The sequence below is a fragment of the Actinomycetota bacterium genome (genome assembly GCA_035697485.1).
Taxonomy (GTDB): Bacteria; Actinomycetota; UBA4738; order UBA4738; family HRBIN12; genus JAOUEA01.
This window is the reverse complement of the sequence record DASSCU010000058.1, coordinates 106208-122122: the sequence shown is the minus strand read 5'-3', so window position 1 is coordinate 122122 and position 15915 is coordinate 106208. Positions and strand designations below refer to the sequence as shown.

Annotated in this window: 17 protein-coding genes and 1 pseudogene; 7 read left to right on the top strand and 11 right to left on the bottom strand. The window is 70.7% G+C overall.

Annotation, left to right across the window (positions count from 1 at the left end):
* Nucleotides 1-207, top strand: a 207-nt coding sequence (locus tag VFI59_15055; protein HET6715009.1) for a hypothetical protein, incomplete at its 5' end; no start/stop codon positions are given.
* 768 nt (nucleotides 208-975) lie between these two features.
* Here VFI59_15055 and VFI59_15050 read toward each other — a convergent pair.
* Nucleotides 976-1278: a WGxxGxxG family protein gene (locus VFI59_15050; GenBank protein HET6715008.1), complete on the bottom strand. Its 303-nt coding sequence runs from the start codon at nucleotides 1276-1278 to the stop codon at nucleotides 976-978.
* A 146-nt stretch (nucleotides 1279-1424) separates the two neighbouring features.
* Between VFI59_15050 and VFI59_15045 the strand changes: the two genes are divergently transcribed.
* Entirely contained in the window at nucleotides 1425-1928 is a 504-nt protein-coding gene (locus VFI59_15045; protein ID HET6715007.1) for a DUF983 domain-containing protein, read from the top strand.
* Between the two features lie 19 nt (nucleotides 1929-1947).
* Nucleotides 1948-2586, top strand: a complete 639-nt coding sequence (locus tag VFI59_15040; GenBank protein HET6715006.1) for a DUF4126 domain-containing protein — start codon at nucleotides 1948-1950, stop codon at nucleotides 2584-2586.
* Here the strand turns inward: VFI59_15040 and VFI59_15035 are convergent.
* Together VFI59_15035 and VFI59_15030 are read right to left on the bottom strand one after the other, a co-directional pair.
* Complete coding sequence (locus VFI59_15035) at nucleotides 2571-2888, bottom strand: metalloregulator ArsR/SmtB family transcription factor (protein HET6715005.1); 318 nt, start codon at nucleotides 2886-2888, stop codon at nucleotides 2571-2573. The genes VFI59_15040 and VFI59_15035 overlap by 16 nt on opposite strands.
* Nucleotides 2885-3295 carry an SRPBCC domain-containing protein gene (locus VFI59_15030; GenBank protein ID HET6715004.1) on the bottom strand — a complete coding sequence of 137 codons (411 nt, stop codon included), beginning with the start codon at nucleotides 3293-3295 and terminating at the stop codon, nucleotides 2885-2887. The genes VFI59_15035 and VFI59_15030 overlap by 4 nt, the downstream gene beginning before the upstream one ends.
* A 123-nt stretch (nucleotides 3296-3418) precedes the next feature.
* Here VFI59_15030 and VFI59_15025 point away from each other — a divergent pair.
* Nucleotides 3419-4015: pseudogene (locus tag VFI59_15025) on the top strand (ATP-dependent Clp protease proteolytic subunit).
* Nucleotides 4016-4157: 142 nt separating this feature from the next.
* Here VFI59_15025 and VFI59_15020 read toward each other — a convergent pair.
* From VFI59_15020 to VFI59_14990, 7 genes are all read right to left on the bottom strand, one after another.
* Nucleotides 4158-4538 (bottom strand): Rv3654c family TadE-like protein, encoded by a 381-nt coding sequence (locus VFI59_15020; GenBank protein ID HET6715003.1) that lies wholly within the window; start codon nucleotides 4536-4538, stop codon nucleotides 4158-4160.
* Entirely contained in the window at nucleotides 4535-4939 is a 405-nt protein-coding gene (locus VFI59_15015) for a TadE/TadG family type IV pilus assembly protein (protein ID HET6715002.1), read from the bottom strand. Before VFI59_15015 ends, VFI59_15020 begins: the two co-directional genes overlap by 4 nt.
* Nucleotides 4923-5144 (bottom strand): DUF4244 domain-containing protein, encoded by a 222-nt coding sequence (locus VFI59_15010; protein HET6715001.1) that lies wholly within the window; start codon nucleotides 5142-5144, stop codon nucleotides 4923-4925. Before VFI59_15010 ends, VFI59_15015 begins: the two co-directional genes overlap by 17 nt.
* Nucleotides 5145-5157: 13 nt before the next feature.
* Nucleotides 5158-5802: a type II secretion system F family protein gene (locus VFI59_15005; GenBank protein HET6715000.1), complete on the bottom strand. Its 645-nt coding sequence runs from the start codon at nucleotides 5800-5802 to the stop codon at nucleotides 5158-5160.
* A complete protein-coding gene (locus VFI59_15000) occupies nucleotides 5799-6605 on the bottom strand; it encodes a type II secretion system F family protein (GenBank protein ID HET6714999.1) in 807 nt (268 codons plus the stop codon). The genes VFI59_15005 and VFI59_15000 overlap by 4 nt, the downstream gene beginning before the upstream one ends.
* Nucleotides 6602-7867, bottom strand: a complete 1266-nt coding sequence (locus VFI59_14995; protein HET6714998.1) for a CpaF family protein — start codon at nucleotides 7865-7867, stop codon at nucleotides 6602-6604. Before VFI59_14995 ends, VFI59_15000 begins: the two co-directional genes overlap by 4 nt.
* 270 nt (nucleotides 7868-8137) lie before the next feature.
* Nucleotides 8138-9217 carry a P-loop NTPase gene (locus VFI59_14990; protein HET6714997.1) on the bottom strand — a complete coding sequence of 360 codons (1080 nt, stop codon included), beginning with the start codon at nucleotides 9215-9217 and terminating at the stop codon, nucleotides 8138-8140.
* A 335-nt stretch (nucleotides 9218-9552) separates the two neighbouring features.
* On the opposite strand from VFI59_14990, the gene VFI59_14985 reads away from it, so the two are divergent.
* A complete protein-coding gene (locus VFI59_14985) occupies nucleotides 9553-10119 on the top strand; it encodes a hypothetical protein (protein ID HET6714996.1) in 567 nt (188 codons plus the stop codon).
* Nucleotides 10116-13577, top strand: a complete 3462-nt coding sequence (locus VFI59_14980; GenBank protein ID HET6714995.1) for an adenylate/guanylate cyclase domain-containing protein — start codon at nucleotides 10116-10118, stop codon at nucleotides 13575-13577. Before VFI59_14985 ends, VFI59_14980 begins: the two co-directional genes overlap by 4 nt.
* Here the strand turns inward: VFI59_14980 and VFI59_14975 are convergent.
* Nucleotides 13574-14356, bottom strand: a complete 783-nt coding sequence (locus tag VFI59_14975; GenBank protein HET6714994.1) for a hypothetical protein — start codon at nucleotides 14354-14356, stop codon at nucleotides 13574-13576. The two genes, VFI59_14980 and VFI59_14975, sit on opposite strands and share 4 nt — an antisense overlap.
* Nucleotides 14357-14504: 148 nt before the next feature.
* Between VFI59_14975 and VFI59_14970 the strand changes: the two genes are divergently transcribed.
* Complete coding sequence (locus VFI59_14970; protein HET6714993.1) at nucleotides 14505-15872, top strand: hypothetical protein; 1368 nt, start codon at nucleotides 14505-14507, stop codon at nucleotides 15870-15872.
* Nucleotides 15873-15915 lie beyond the last annotated feature (43 nt).

Here is a 15915-nt window from a genome sequence, read left to right as displayed (position 1 = left end):
CAGACGTTCTCGCGTTGGCTTCGGGCCGAGTTGCTGGGGTATCTCCGCTGCCCCGAGGACGTTCGGGATGCAGTGCGTGAGCGCCTACGCCAGGATTCGACGTTCACGGACTGGTGCGACCTGCTCGACGAACTCGAGGCGGGCGGTGAGGTGATGCGGCAAGCCGTGCGCGACTCGCTCGAGGCGACCACGAGTCCGGTTCTCTAACGCGGCCATCCGCACAGCTCGATGATCCGCTCGTACAGGTCGAACGTGGTGTGCAGCTCACCGGCTTCGAGGAGCGGTACTCCCAGAGCGTGAGGTGCAGCCGTCCCGCCGTCTCACGTCGCGGACCCCATCCGCCCCCGATCTCGTGGAAGGTGCTGAACGATGATCGGGAGCATGGCTCAGGCTAGCCCGTCTGTCGGACCGCACGCAGGGGGTTACACGAGGCCGGGATGAGGTCTAGCCTTGGGGTCACGACGAAGCTCCGAATCGGTCGGGCCTTTCACACGGACAATCTGGAGGTCCGCGACCTAGGACAACCCGTCGGACGTAGTGGCCCCTGGGTTCTCCGTCGCTCGGGGGTCCCTGCGTGTCTCGACCATTCCAGCCTCGCTCGCCCGATGACCCCGTGTCCACGTGACCTCGCGATGGTTGCCCCCCGACCTTAGCCGGAAAGAGAAACGCGGATCACCCGCGGTCGTTTCGCAGCCGGGTTGTGCAGTGCTCAGCGGCGTTTGAAGTCTCGCAGGAAGAGCGCGAGGAACATTCCCACGACGAGGCCAGCGCCCCAGCGAGCATGGTGCTCTACGTGCCTGCGTGAGCCGCAGCCTGGGTGGCCTGTGCTCCGGCCAGCGCCGCGCCCTGCACGGCCTGACCGACTTCCAGGGCCCTTTGACCTCGACCTGCAGCTGACTGATTGTCTTCTGAAGTTGCCATCGCGAGTGCCCCTGTCTCGATCGGATCGGCGATCATCGTCGTGCTCGGTGGTCGTCAACGTCGCGCATCCACGTTGGCGTCGGTGCGGTCGCGCCGGATGTCGGTGCGGTCGCGCCGGACGTGGTCGTCTCGACGCTTGAGTCCGAACAGTCCGGCAAGGCCGAGCAGCCCAACGAGGCCGAACAGACCCGTGTCGCCGTTGTCGTTCGTTGCTTCCTCGACAACGTCCGTACCAGTATCTTGCGCTAGGCCACCGATGCCGTGCCCAGTGACAACACGGGGGCGCCGTGATCGCTGTGAGTGCTCGCTTCTATGGAAACCCTCCGTCGTGGACGACCAACTGCTGTCGTCCGTCACTCTGGACTACCCCGCCTCTGTCTCCGAACGACAATCGACAGAACCGCGGAGATCGTCGAAATCATGGTTGGACGAGTGTCCCTTACCAGCGCAACCCAACGCAGCTCGCACCCGCATAACGCTGTGACCTGCGACGATGGGTGGATATGGACAACCCCTACGGTTCGCTCGATCCCGACCGTGGCCGCGGCGACGAGACCGCCGATCGGCCGGTTGACGATGCGCCGCCTCTCCTGTACCCGGAGGCTGGGACGCTGGCGACGCTGCTGCGCGGGGCGCGCAGGCGGTGCCCGCGATGTGGCGACCGAGACACGTTCGTGTCGTGGTTCGTGATGCGGACGACGTGCCCTCGGTGCGAGTGGCGGTTCGAGAAGGAACAGGGCGGCTACCTCGGGGCCATGGTCCTCAACTACGTCGTCGGCATCGGCCTGTGGATCGTCGTGCTCGTCGTCGGTCTCGCCTTGACGGTGCCCGACGTGCCCGTGCTTCCTCTCACGATCGCCAGCGTGCTCGTGCTCGTGCTCGTGCCGCTCGCGTTCTATCCTCGGTCGAAGACGGTCTGGGCGGCCGTGGAGTACCTCGTGCTGCGCGGCGACCCCGACTACCACGCCCCTCGCCACCGGGACCCGCGGGCGAAGGGTCTGGAGTGATCCACCCGGGGTGGCCTCCGTGACGGACGCCGTCATCGGGACGATGACCGCACTCGCCCTCTCGACCGCGGCGGGCCTCAACGCCTACCTGCCGCTGCTGGTCCTCGGGGGCCTCGCACGCTGGACCGACCTGATCACGCTCGACGCTCCGTACGACGCGCTCTCAGACCCCGGCGTGATGCTCGCGATCGCAGTGATCGCCGTGGTGGACTTCGTCGGCGACAAGGTTCCTGCGATCGACTCGGTGCTGCACGCGATCGGCGTGGTGGTGGCACCGATCGCGGGCGCGTTGCTGGCCCTCGCCGTGACCGGCAACGACGCCGTCGACCCCGCGTTCGCGGTGGTGCTCGGCGTCGCCGCGGCGGGCGCGACCCACGGGGCCCGCTCGATCGTGCGCCCGGCATCGACGGCCCTCACCGGTGGTGCCGGCAACCCGGTGCTCTCGCTCGGCGAGGATGCGATCTCGACCCTGCTGTCGTTCAGCGCGGTCATCGTGCCTTTGGTGGCGTTCCTGATGGTGCTGTTCCTGTTCGGGATGCTCTTCTGGGGCGTACGACGGGCGTGGCGACGACGCCGTGGCCGGGGCGGAGGAGCAGAGACGGTGCTCCTTCCGCCCGGCGGGCCGCCGGAGCGACCGGACGGTCACGGCTCGACGTAGCGCCTCAGGGACTCGAGCCTCGAGTCCCAATCGGCGCCGACGTCGATCATCCAACCCATCGCCTCGGTGAGGGGGCCGGGCGTGAGCCGGTACATTCGGCTGCGCCCGTCGGCGCTCGCACTCACGAGGCCGGCCTGCTCGAGCGCCGCGAGATGCTTGGCCACCGCCTGACGGGTGACGGGGAGGTCCTCTGCGAGCCGCGCGAGCGTCGTCGGCCCGCCGTCGGACAGGCAGACGATCACGGATCGGCGCGTGGGATCGGACAACGCCGAGAAGACCCGGTCGACGCGGTCGCGGGTCACGCCGCGCCCCTCCCCGATGTCTGCCGGCCCGAGCCCAACGCGACCGGACGCGCCGGCATCGGGGCGTGCGACTCCACGATGTGGACACGGGTTGCCCCGTCACCGACCGGTGACAGCGAGATCTCGACCCGTGTGGGGTCGCCGACGGCGAGGTTGAGGCCGGCGCCCGCGATGCGTCGCCATCGGAAGACGAATCGTCGAGGAGCCTCGACCCGCTCCACGAGGCCGCGACTGGTCGAGCGGTCGGGCCAGCGGACCAGGACCGGCCGACCCGGCCGAGGATCGATCTCGACCTCGCCTCCCAGCCACGCTTCGAGGCCGTCGGCCGTGGAGATCGCAGGCCACAGCGCCTCGACCGTGGCCCGGATCGTCAACGTCCGGTCGATGCATCGATCGGGTCTGCTCATCTCGCGTCCTTCGACGTCCGGCGGTCCGACAGCTTGGCAACCGTATGGTTGCCAAGTCATCGACACTCCGCTACGGTCGACTGGCAACCGTGCGGTTGCATCCTACCGCGAAGGAGGCCGGTCATGTCCAGCCGAAGCTCCGCCCCGTTCCAGACCCTCGTGCCGAGCGTCGTCGAGGCGTCGGATCGCGGGGAGCGCATGTACGACATCTACTCGCGTCTGCTGCGCGAGCGCATCGTGTTCCTCGGCACCCCCATCGACGACGACGTCGCGAACCTGATCGTCGCCCAGATGCTGTTCCTGCAGTCGGAGGACCCGGATAAGGAGATCGCGATGTGCATCAACTCCCCCGGCGGTTCGACCACGGCGATGTTCGGCATCTACGACACGATGCAGTTCCTCCGCTGTCCCGTCGCGACCTACTGCGTGGGCCAGGCGGCGAGCGCGGGCGCGTTCCTGCTCGCGACCGGAAGCCCGAGACGGCGGTTCGCGCTGCCGAACTCCCGCGTGCTGCTCCACCAGCCCCACGGGGGCATGGAGGGCCAGTCGTCCGACCTCGAGATCCACGCCCGCGAGATCGTGCGCATGCGCAGGCGCGCCGACGAGATCCTCGCAGAGCACACGGGACAACCGGTGGAGAAGATCATCGTCGACACCGACCGCGACTTCATCCTCACGGCGGAGGAGGCGAGGGCCTACGGGGTGGTCGACCATGTGATCGCGAGCGTGCCGACGGCGGCCCGGTTCGCAGCGGGCGTCGCGACCCCGGTTCCCGCCGTCGACGCGGGCTCAACGAGCGACGCGCTCACGATCGGCGACTGGAGCGAGGGCCACGGGTCGAAGGATCCAGAACGGGCGGAGGTCAGGCGCCGGGCACGTCGATGACCGCACGGGCGCTGGCACGCGCCGTGAGACCGTCGGCGGCCAGGAACATCGGACCGACCTCGACCTCGACCTCGACCGCCGCGGCGAGGGTGCCAGACGCACACTCGCACGAGACGAGCGTGGCGCCGTTGCGCGTGGCGTAGTCGTCGGCGAGCTCGACCGGCGTGCGACCACCTGGCAACGCGAGCTCCTGGGCAGCGGCGAGAGCCGCGGCGTCGGCCGCGGCTCTCGCTCGTGCACGGGCCACCAACGCCTTCCCCACGTCGGCGACGCCGAGCGATGCGACCAGGGCGACCGTCGCAACCCCGGCCACCACGATCGAGACAGAGCCACCCTGCGAACGGTCACGACCGATCACGTGAACTCCTGGCGGTCGGTCGCCTGGGCATGCATCGACACGCCGGACGGGAATAGCCACGCTACGAACGGCACCCGGATCGAAGCGACGTAGGTGAGGGAGACCGTCACCGGCTCGCCGCGGGCGCCCGGGCGGGCGACCGCCAGCGAGACCGCGCTCTCGTCGAGTGCGGGAGCCGCCCGCAGCACCGCGTCCCGCACGGCGTCATCGCCCGGCTCGATGGCGGCGGTGCGCGCCCCGGAGCGCACCGCCGACTCCACGAGCAGCCGATCACGCACGAGCAGACCGACCTGCACGAGGGCGAGCACGATCGCCAGCACGATCGGCAGGACCAGGGCGAACTCCACGGCCGCGGTGCCGCTCTGACCTCGTCCGCGGACCGGTCTATGCGCCGTTCGCATCTCCGATCACCTGGTCGATCACCTGATCGAAGAACGCGGGCAGCCGCCCGGACGAACGCGCCCACGCGATCAGGACGACGGCGACGGCGGCCGCCGCCAAGATCACGAGCGCATACTCCGCCGTCGTCTGTCCTTCCTCTCGCCGAAGCTGATGACGCACGAACCACGCTGCGTCGAACCACAGGGTGTTCAGCACCTGCAACATGCACCTCCTTGAGCTAGCCGATGGATCGCACGGTGGTCAGCAACACGGGCACCACCGTGAGGAGGAGGAACGCGGGGAGGACGAGGAACACCAGCGGGAAGAGCATCTTCACGGGAGCGGTACGGGCGCGCTCCGAGGTGGCCGCCCGCCGTGCCTGTCGCACCGATGCCGCAAGCTCCGAGGTGGCCTGGGCCAACGAGGCACCGAGCGACTCGGTACGGGTGAGCGCGGCGACCGCACGACGGAGGTCGGGGAGGTCGAGACGATCGGCGAGCGCTTCGAGCTCGTCCCTCCAGCGGGCGCCGAGGTCGACGGCGCGGACCGTCGCACGCACCTCGTCGGCGAGCGGTCCCGCGAGCCCGTCGGTGGCACGCCGGAGTGCGAGCGGAGCGGCCAGTCCGGCGGACGATCCCGCCGCGAGCAGGTCGAGGAGCTGAGGTACCTCCGCGTCGATGGCCGCCCGACGTCGCGTCGCCGCCCGTGAGCCGACGAACAACCGAGGGAGCCGGATACCCGACGAAGGGTCGCCACCCAGTGCCACCGTCGAGGGTCGCCCGCCGAGCCTGAGCGCTGGGCGGTCGCGGATCGCGCGATTCACCCCGGCGACCGAACACGCGACCGCCGTCACGAGCAGACCCGAGGCGAGCGCGGAGGTCACCGTACCTCCAGCAGGTGCCGGATCCACAGGAAGGCCAGGCCCTCGAGCACAAAGCCGAGCGAGATCGCGGCGAGGCCGGTGGCTGAACGGAACGCTCCTTCGATCTCCGTGCGCGACGTGAGCCAGAGGAACGCGAAGAACCCGAATGGCAGCACGCCGAGGATCATGCCGGAGAGACGAGCCTGGGCAGTGAGCGCCCTCACCTCCCCCACGGCGGCACGTCGCTCTCGGAGCGTTGCCGTTACCTCGTCGAGGACGGTGGGGAGATCGCCGCCGCTACGGCGATGCAAGGTCAGCACTCCTGCGAGAAGGCGAGCATCGTCGGTATCGACCTTGCGGGTCCACGCCGCGACCGCCTCATCGAGGGGCACGCCGAGCTCGATGGATCGATCGAGCGCGCGCAGCGAGTCGCGAAGCGGGGGACGCGCCTCGGACGCGGCGAACGAGAGCGCCTGCGGGACGGAACGGCCCGCCCGGATCGCGGCGGTGATCGACGCGACCGCATCGACCAGCTGTTCGTCGAGCTCGGCGGCGGCGGCTCGGGCGCGGCGACGCTGGCGGAGCCGCCAGAGGACCAGACCCGCGGCAGCGCCCCCGATCGTCGACGCCAAGCCCGATGCGATGAAGCCGATCGCTGCGCCGATCGAGGCCCAGATCGCCCAGCCCGGCGGCGCGGCCACTCCGCTCCTTCGAGCGGGTGGCCGAAGGTCCCCGAGGCCGAGGTGGCCGCGACGGACCGACCGCGACCCGCGCTCGGCGAGCCAGGCAGCGAGCCCCAGGAGCGTGATGGCCAGCGCGCTCATCGGTCCTCCTCGGGCGCGAACATCCAATCGGCGACGTCCTCGCCGCGGTCCGCCAGGGTCGTCGTGATCGACGGCACTGTGCCGGTCGCCTCGAAGTGCCCGTCGGCCCCCTCGCGCGGGCGGTACCGGAAGACCGGGGTCACGATCGGCTCGGCGCGCCGGGTGCCCTCGACGGCGGCGATCTCCCAGACCACTCGCCGGCCTCCGCGGAGTCGGGCGAGGTGCACCACCACGTCGATCGCGGCGGCCACCTGGTTGCGGACGTGGGCGGCCGGGAGATCGACGTCGGACATCATCGCCATCGTCTCGAGGCGCCACAGCAGGTGCCGGCAGGAGTTCGCGTGCGCCGTGGAGAGCGACCCCTCGTGGCCGGTGTTCATGGCCTGCAGCATGTCGAGCGCCTCGCCGCCGCGGACCTCCCCGACGATGATGCGGTCGGGCCGCATGCGCAGCGCGTTGCGCACGAGGTCACGGACCGTGACCTGTCCCTTGCCCTCTACGTTGGCCGGACGAGCCTCGAGCGCGACCACGTGTGGCTTCGCCAGCCGGAGTTCGGCGGCATCCTCGATCGTGATCAGGCGCTCGCCGTCGGGGATGAAGCTGCTGAGCACGCCGAGCAGCGTCGTCTTGCCGCTGCCCGCTCCCCCGCTCACGATCACGTTGGCACGGCCCCGCACGCACGCCGCCAGGAACGCCAGCATGCGCCGACCCATCGTGCCGCCGCCGACCAGATCGGTCGCGCTGAACGGGACGCGGGAGAATGTGCGGATCGTCACCGCAGGACCGCGGAGCGAGAGGGGCGGCACGATCGCGTGGACCCTCGAACCATCCGGAAGTCGCGCATCCGCCCAAGGCGATGATTCGTCGACCCGAAGGCCCAAGGGTCCCACGATGCGTTCGATCAGATGCAGGACGGCCTCCTCCCCCTCGAATAGACCGTCCGGCGCCCTCTCGATGCGCCCCCCTCGCTCCACGTACACGTCGTCGGGCCCGTTGACCATGACCTCGGTCACCTCGGGGTCTTGCAGCAGGAATTCGATGGGACCGAACCCGACGACCTCGTCTGACACCTCGTTGACCATGCGGGTGAGCTCGCGCTGGGGCAGGATCGCTCCGGTGGCCCGGAGGAGCTCCAGCGCCTCGTCACGGACGTGCAACCGGCGCTCGGTGCGGGGCGCCGTCGCCAAGCCGCGCGCATCCACCCGTCGGCGTAGGTCCTCGCGCAGTTGCCGGCGCATCGTCGCCAGGGGATCCGCGCTCACGACCCCGCTCCCACGTCGACCCTCACGCTGCTCCCTTCCCATGTCGAACACATCGCCGAGCCATGAGGGAGAGGTGCATCCGGCCGCGACCTGCCAGCGCGCCCGGGGGATGGGGGAACCCTAGCGGCCGAGGCGGCGGCGCGTGAATCCCCAACCTGGCGGATTCGTGATCGTGGTCGGGGGACGGGACGGTGCGGGTCCAGGGGATGCAACGCTTGTCCGGTTCGTACGCTCGCCCGATGCTCGGCCGTGACGCCCGAGGATGACCCATCACGCGTCTCCCGTTTCGAGCAGGCGGTCGGCAAGGGTGACGAAAGCGCGACCGACGCGGCCCCTCGGGGGCACGAGCCGGCCGCGATCCTGAGCCCGCGGCACCGCCCGGTCCGCGGGCACCACCGCCAGGGGCACGGCCCCGAAGACCCGTTCGACGTCACCAGGGGTGATCTCGCCGCGACGTGCTCGGTTCACGACGAAGCCGGCTCGAGCCTTCACACGCAACGGCGTGACGACCTCGAGTGCCCGGGTGGCCGCGCGGAACGACTGCACGTCGAGCGCGAGCACCTCGAGCACGTGGTCGGCGGCCTCGAGCATGGCCACGCTGACGTCGCCGATCTCCCTCGGAAGCGAGATCACGACGGCGTCGCACGAGCCGGCAGCCACGCGAACGATCGCCGACAGATCGCCTGGCGTCACGAGCGAGGCCCGCTCGGCGGCCGGTGGCGCGAGCACCCGGAAGCCGCTCGGGTGCCTCCAGAGGGCGTCGTCGAGATGCGCCGGGGTCAGCTCGTGCACGAGCGGAAGGAGGTCTGCGATCGTATGCACCTCGTCGTCGGGAAGTCCGGTCGCCGAGGAGACATCTCCGTACGTCGGGTCGGCGTCGAGGAGGACGCACTCGAGGCCCCGTCGGGCGAAGGCCTGCGCCAGGTGGGACGCCACGAAGGTCGCCCCCACCCCGCCGCGGGCGCCGTGCACGGCCACGATCGTCGCGCGCTTCTCGTCGACGAACGTCTCGGGTATCGTTGCGGCGGTCGCGCCCGCGAGCTCGTCGCGCTCACCGGGCCAGAGGTAGAACCCGCTCGCACCGGCTCTGATCGCGGCCCGGAGCGATGCGACCGTCTCCCGCGTGTCGAGCGCGAGCACCGTCGGTCCACGGACCGCCGCCGGCTCCACCAGCGAGGGCTGCGCCACGACCGCATCGGGCTCGAGCTGACGGACGGCCTCGATCAGTTGTCGGTCGTCAGCGGCGGTGCCGACGACGCGCGCGCTGCCCGTGCGGTCGAGGAAGTGCATGACCTCCTCGGCGACGTCGTTGGCCTCCAGGGCGAGCACCACCCGTGCGACCTGCTCCATGCGAAGTTTCCCCCTCCGAGACCGATGTGACGCGACATCGTGAGGGGGAGAATCGAGCGAGGGGGTCGGCGACCGGTTCGCATCGAGGTCGCCGAAGGAGATGCGAAGTTACTCGTCGGTGACGGGTCGGTCCATCCCCGAGGAGGAGGATTCCGACGGCCGCGCCGGGGACGACGCCCTCGACGACCGGAGGACGCGAGCGTGATGGGCATCACGCTCACAGATCCCCCCGTCGTCGGCGGGCATCGCCGGCGGCACGCTTGCCAGGCGGGGGTGAGGACGGTCAGAGTGAACCTTCCCCCCGCATGTGTGCCCGCTCGAGCGAGGAGGTCACGGTGCCTGGTCCGTATGAAGGAGTCCATGGGTTCGTGTTCCTGTACGAGGGTGACCCGAGGCAGCCGTCGGAGGTGATCGACGACCTCCTCCAGCACCTCGATCCCGACTACGGCCCGGTGTTCTTCGCCTCGACGTTCGACGGGGACTTCGCGGGCTTCGCCCACTTCGCGGCCGACGACCTCGAGGGCCTGGTGAACTTCACCGGGTCCACGCTCTTCGACGCTGGGATCCGGTCGGATTACGCGGCCGAGGGGTCCGTCTTCCAGAGCGCGATCGGGCTGAAAGGCCCGAAGCGAAAGAGCCCGCGCTTCTGCGCGATCTGCCGGGTCCGCACGAACGACCGACCGATGGACGTCATGGTCGCGATCGCCGAGGAGTTCGGCGACGAGAAGCCGTTCATCGGCGCCTCGCGCGTGATCGCCCGCTTCCCGCTCCTGGTGGAGCTCGGCTCCGACGACGAGTCGGGTCTCGCCGAGGCGATCGAGCGACTGGGGAACGTCCCGGGGGTCCACGCCATGAAGGTGGGCACGACCGATACCAAGAAGGCAGACGCGCCAGCCACGTGACTGAGACCCGCGGAGAGCGCAAGCTCGTCACCCTGCTGTTCTCCGACCTGACCGGATACACGGCCCTCGCCGCGTCGCTGGACCCCGAAGAGGTCTTCTCCTTCATCCAGCCGACGATGGTCGAACTCCAGCGAGTGGTCGAGGACCACGGTGGGACCGTGCCCCAGGTGCAGGGCGACGGCTTCATGGCGATCTTCGGAGTCCCCGCCGCGCACGAGGACGATGCCGAGCGCGCCGTACGCGCCGCTTTGGCCGTGCGCGACCGCGTCCGCGAGCTGAACGAGGGCCGTTCCGGACTGGCGATCCCCGAGGTGCATTCGGGCGTGAACTCCGGCGAGGTGATGGTCGGTCCGGCGCCCGAGGCCTCCGGTATCGCCGTCGTCGGCGACGTCGTTAACACCGCCTCCCGCCTCGCCGACCTGGCACCGCCGGGCGCCGTGCTCGTGGAGGAGCAGACCTGGCGCAGGACGAGACACGCGATCCGCTACGGACCGCGACGCTCGTACGCAGCGAAAGGCAAGCCCCGACCGGTGGCGGCTTATGAGGCCCGGACACCGAGGACACCGTTCCCGGCAGGTCGGGCGACGCCGTCCCTCGGGGCAGAGTTCGTCGACCGGGAAGGGCCGCTCGAGCGACTGTCGGCCGAGCTCCGCGCCGTGCGGGAGGATCGCCGAGCGCGCGTCGTGATCGTCAGCGCGGAACCGGGAGCGGGCAAGACCCGACTGGCGTCCGAATTCACCGGGCGCGATCCTGACGTGCTCGTCCTCGCCGGGCGAGCGACCGCCTACGGCGCGAGCCTGGCGTTGTCACCCCTGGCCGCCGCCATCGGAGAGATCGCCGGGGTCGGACCGGGGTCGACGGCCGCCGACCGGCGGATCCGTGCCCTCGCGAAGCGGGTGACGACCGGGGTCGATGTCCGGCACGTGACACGAGGGCTGTCGATGCTCCTCGGCGTCAGCGATCGCTTCGAGAGCCACGGATCGCGCGGCACCGAGGACGCCATCGCCGCGGCGCGGACGGTGCTGGAGGGGCTCGCGAGGGAGCGCACGGTCGTCGTCGTGCTCGACGACCTCCACTGGGCAGATCCGGCGGTCGTCAACGCACTCGCGGCGGTCGCCACCGACCCCTGGGCCGGACCGATCCTGTTCATGGGCCTCACGCGGTCTGATTCCCCCCTCGACCTCGGCGCCGCGACGAGGATCGAGCTCGATGCGATCCCGGACGACGCGATGGGTGAGCTGACCTCGCTGGCCCTGGGACGGAAGTCGTTCACCTCGGCGCTCCGCCGGATCGTGACACGCGCCGGTGGGAACCCGCTGTTCCTCGAGGAGAGCCTGAGCATGCTCGTGGACGCAGGCGCGCTCGTCTCGACGGCTTCGGGATGGTCCGTCATCGATCCCGAGATGCTCGACCGGGTGCCGACGACGGTGCGCGCCATGATCGCCGCGCGATTGGACGGGCTGCCACCAGCCGAGAAGCGCGTGCTCCAGTGCGCCTCGGTCACCGGCGAGCTCACGTGGGACCGGCTCCTCGAACGCCTGATCCCGGAGGCCGACGTCCGAACGGCGGTGCGAAGCCTCCTCGCCCGGGACCTCCTCCGGCGGCGCCGAGGCTCGCACGCCACGAGCTCGAACGAGTTCGTCTTCAAGCATGCCCTGATCCGCGACGTCGCCTACGGTTCCCTGCCGCGCGAGGAACGAGCCCGCCTCCATGTCGAGGTCGCAGACTGGCTCTCGCACGGCGCCAACATGCCGCGCGAGCCCGTCGACGATCTCGCGCACCACTACGCGGAAGCCTGGCGCCTCTCAGGATCGATGACCGCGACGACGGTTCCCGACGGTCTGGCCCGGGCTGCCTCGCTGTATCTCGGACGATGGGCCGACGAGACGCTCGAGTACCAGGCCCTGGCGGCCGAGTCGCTCTACGCACGGGCGATCGAGGTGGATACCGCGGCTCCCGACGATGTCGAGCCGGAGCTGCGGGCCCGCCACGCGATCGGACGCGCCGAGTGCCTGATCGAGCTGGGACGACATCGCGAGGCTGAGCGGGCGGCCACGCACGCGCGTGAACTCGCCGAGGGGCTCGACGACGAGCGGCTGGGCGCCCGCGCGCTCGTGGCGCTCGGGCGCGTCGAATCCGACGTGGGCGATGACGACCGGGCCGAAGAACTGCTGGAGCGGGCTCTCACATCCTTCCGAGCGGCAGGCGACACGTCAGGTGAGGCGTGGGCGACCCACCGGCTCTCGGAGATCTCGACCCGGACCGACTACGCGGAGGGGTTGGCGTACCTGCGCAGGGCCTACCAGCTCTTCGAGGAGGCGGGCGATCGCTGGGGGCGTGTCATCGCGGCGCAGGACCTCGCTTACATGCTCAGCACGATCGGAGGCGAGGAGTTCCACCGCTGGTACCGCATGGCCAAGCAGCTCGTCGAAGGCGACGGCGACCTGCGATCTCGCGCCGAGCTGCTCCGTACCCTGGGGTACTTCCGCTACTACTGCGGGCAACACGCCGAAGCGATCACGATCATGCGGGAGGCCCGGCCGCTCACGATCGCGGCCGGTGACCGCTACGCGGAAGCCGACACGCTGCTCATCGAGGCCCTCGCGGCCGCCGCGGCCTGCCCACCGACGGAGGCGGCGAACGCAGCCGCGGCCGCGGTGGCGTTCGGGCGGGAGATCCACTCGGCTCGCGTGCAGGCGCTGGGGCGCGCCGCGCAGGCGCGGGCCGCGTTGCGTTCGGGCGACCCCCGCGGTGCGACTCGGCACCTGGCGACGTGCCGCCGTGGACTCGAGCGGTTCGGCGCGAGCACGGAGATGCTGGAGGCAGACCTCGCGGCCGCGGAGGTGCAGCTGGATCGAGGAGCGTGGGGCAGGGTCCGCAAGCCCGCCGACGCGGGAACCGTGGCGTCCAGGGCGAGCGGCGAGCGCCTGATCGAACCCGTCGGGGTGCTGCTCGTCGGCCGTGCGGCACTCGGGGCGGGCCGGGTGGGCACAGCGTTCGAGGCTCTGGAGGGGGCCGTCGCGCTGGCGCGAGCAGCGGGAGCCAGCGGCACGCTCTCGATCGCCCGAGCCGCTCGAGATCAGGCGGTGCTGCTGTCGGGACGGACGCCGCGCGGGAACCGCAGGCCTGGATCCGGCACCGTGGTGGAGGCGATCGAGGCCGAGAACCACGGGCTCGCGTCGATGATGGACGGCGGGAACGAGGAGGCGGCGGCGGCGCTCCGCGAAGCCGTGGAACGTTGGAGCGAGCTCGGATGGACGTCATGGCTCGCTCGGGCGTTGAGCATCCGCGGGGAAGCCCTTCGACGCGACGGCGATCGCGCTCGCGCGGGCTCGGCGCGGGCGAGGGCTCGAAGGGTGCTCGATCGCCTCGAGACCCCCGAGGGAGGTCGAGACGCGATCCTCGCGCCGCTGGCATCCCGCTCTGCCGAAGCGAGCGGCGGCTCAGCCCCAGGCTAGATGCGCTCCGGCAAGACCTCGTCCGAGCTGCCGATGTTCCGGCGGCGGCGACGGCCGGCAAGCACGAACGCGAGTGCGGACAACGCGACGGCGACGGTGGCCGCCGCCCAGGGCCGGACGCTCAGACGCCCGGCTGCTTCCTCGGCCGCTGTTTCCGCGGCAGCGTCTTGCTGCTCGAGGGTCCTCACCTGGGCGGTCAGCCTCGATCGCGCTGCCTCGCTCTCATCGAGGGCGTCCGAGAGCGAAGCGAGCTCCTCTTCGGCGCCCCTCTCACCCTTGCGTAGCTCGCGCTTCAGCGCCGCGAGTTGGGAGTGCAACCTGCTCACGTCGCCGAGGAGAGCGGCTTCCCGCTTCGTACCGACGACGGAGAGCACGCCGCTCACTGGCTCGCCGAACCCGTTGAGGGTGCACGGGTCGTTGCAGAGCCCGACCGAGTAGTAGTCGCCCTCGGTGTGGGGCACCGTGAACGTGACCGTCAGCTCCGTCTGATCCTTCTCCTGCTCGATCGCGAAGGTGCCGACCCGGATCGCGCCGGCCGGCAGCCCACGCCGAGGATCGATCGCCGTCCCCGGGGGCAGCACGTAGGCGAAGAACGGGCCGCGATCGATCAGGTCCATCTTACCGGCGCGGATCGAGACGTAGACGGTGCCCGTCACCTGCTCGCCGGGCAGATGGTGGGTTCCCTCGAACTCGATGTAAGCGCCTCCGTTCGCCGACGCCGAAGGCGCCGTGAGCGCCACCGCCGTGATCGTCACCAGCACCAGAGCTCGTGCGCGCATGATTGCCCCTCCTCGTGTCCTGCCGTCGACGAGCAGACCGACGAGGGGCACGTGAGGTTCCACCCCGGGCACGCATGGAACCGATCCGGACTTGGGCCGGTATGTGGGGTAGCGCGTCCGGCGGCCCGCCCTGCTCGAGGAGGAACATATGTGGATCGGCCGACTCGCAGCCCTCGCCGTCACGGTCACGGCGCTCGGCGCCTGCACCACCGATCGGGCCGCGGACCCGCCTCACGCTGGCGAACCGGCTCGCAACCACGGCGGCGTGCTGATCGCGTCGACCGGCAGCGGCGACCTCGCGATCGACGCCACGTCGGGCGCCCTGCTCGCGGGTGGCGCCGGCACGATCGCCGCGCCCGACGGGGACGCGCTCTACCGCGCGACCAGCGACGGGATGTCGACCTCGATCACGTCGGTGGACCCCCGGTCGGGCGAGACCACGGGCACTCAGCAGGTTCGCGGCGAGCTCGACGTGGCTGTGGCCTCGATCTCCGGCCGCGCGATCGCCCTCGTGGAACCGGTGCCCGGCGCGGCCCCCGGCATGCCCGTGCCCCGCGCACGGACGACGATCGTGGTCGCCGACCCCGCCGGCGGCCTCGAGCCCATGCGCTTCCGCCTCGACGGCAACTACGAGCCCGAGGCGTTCTCGATCGACGACGAGCGGCTGTTCCTGATCCAGTACCTGCCGGCCGAGACCCCGGCGGTCTACCGTGTGGTCGTGCTCGAGCTCGCCTCCGGCGAGGTGCGGCCCGTGCACGGACGGTTCAAGACCCCGCCGCAGCGCATGCCCGGGGTGCGGCTCGGCCAGGTGTTCGACCCGGTCACGTCGCAGATGTACACGCTGTACTCGAACCGACCCGGCGCCTACGCAGACGCCTACGAGGACACAGGCGGCACGAACCCCTATGGCGGCGCTTCCTATGGCGGCGACCCAGGCGTCTCTGATGACTCCAGCGGGTCAGGTGGTGACGGGGAGGGATCCGGCTCCAGTGGCTACTGGCCGGAGGAGACGTTCGTGCACGTGCTGAACCTGCGTCGGGGCTGGGCCTTCTGCGCAGGTCTTCCCGAGGTGATGTGGGGCGGCGCCGCGAGCGATCAGGCGATCGCCGCATCGCCCGACGGGCGGTCGCTCTACGTGGTCGATGCACGGCAGGGCCTCGTCGCCGTGATGGATACGGAGACCCTCGAGGTCGAACGCACCGGCCGGGTTGACCTCGGCACGGTCGAAGGGCGAACGACGGTCGTGATGAGCCACGACGGGGGCACGCTCTTCGTGGCCTCGGCAGCCGATGACCGTCCGCTGTTCGCGATCGATACGGTGTCTCTGACACTCGCCGAGCGTTGGACCGCACCCGGCCCGATCTCCGGGCTGGGCATGTCCCTCGACGGCACGGACCTCTTCGCGGCGGTCGGGGAGCGGATCGACGTCCTCGACGTCGGCACGGGCGACGCCGTCGCGTCCGTGCCCACCCCCGGGCTCGCGCCGATCGTCTCCCTCGATCCGCTCCCAGACTGAACCGCGCTGCCGGGTGCCGGGATCCGCACGGGGCGAGGCGCAG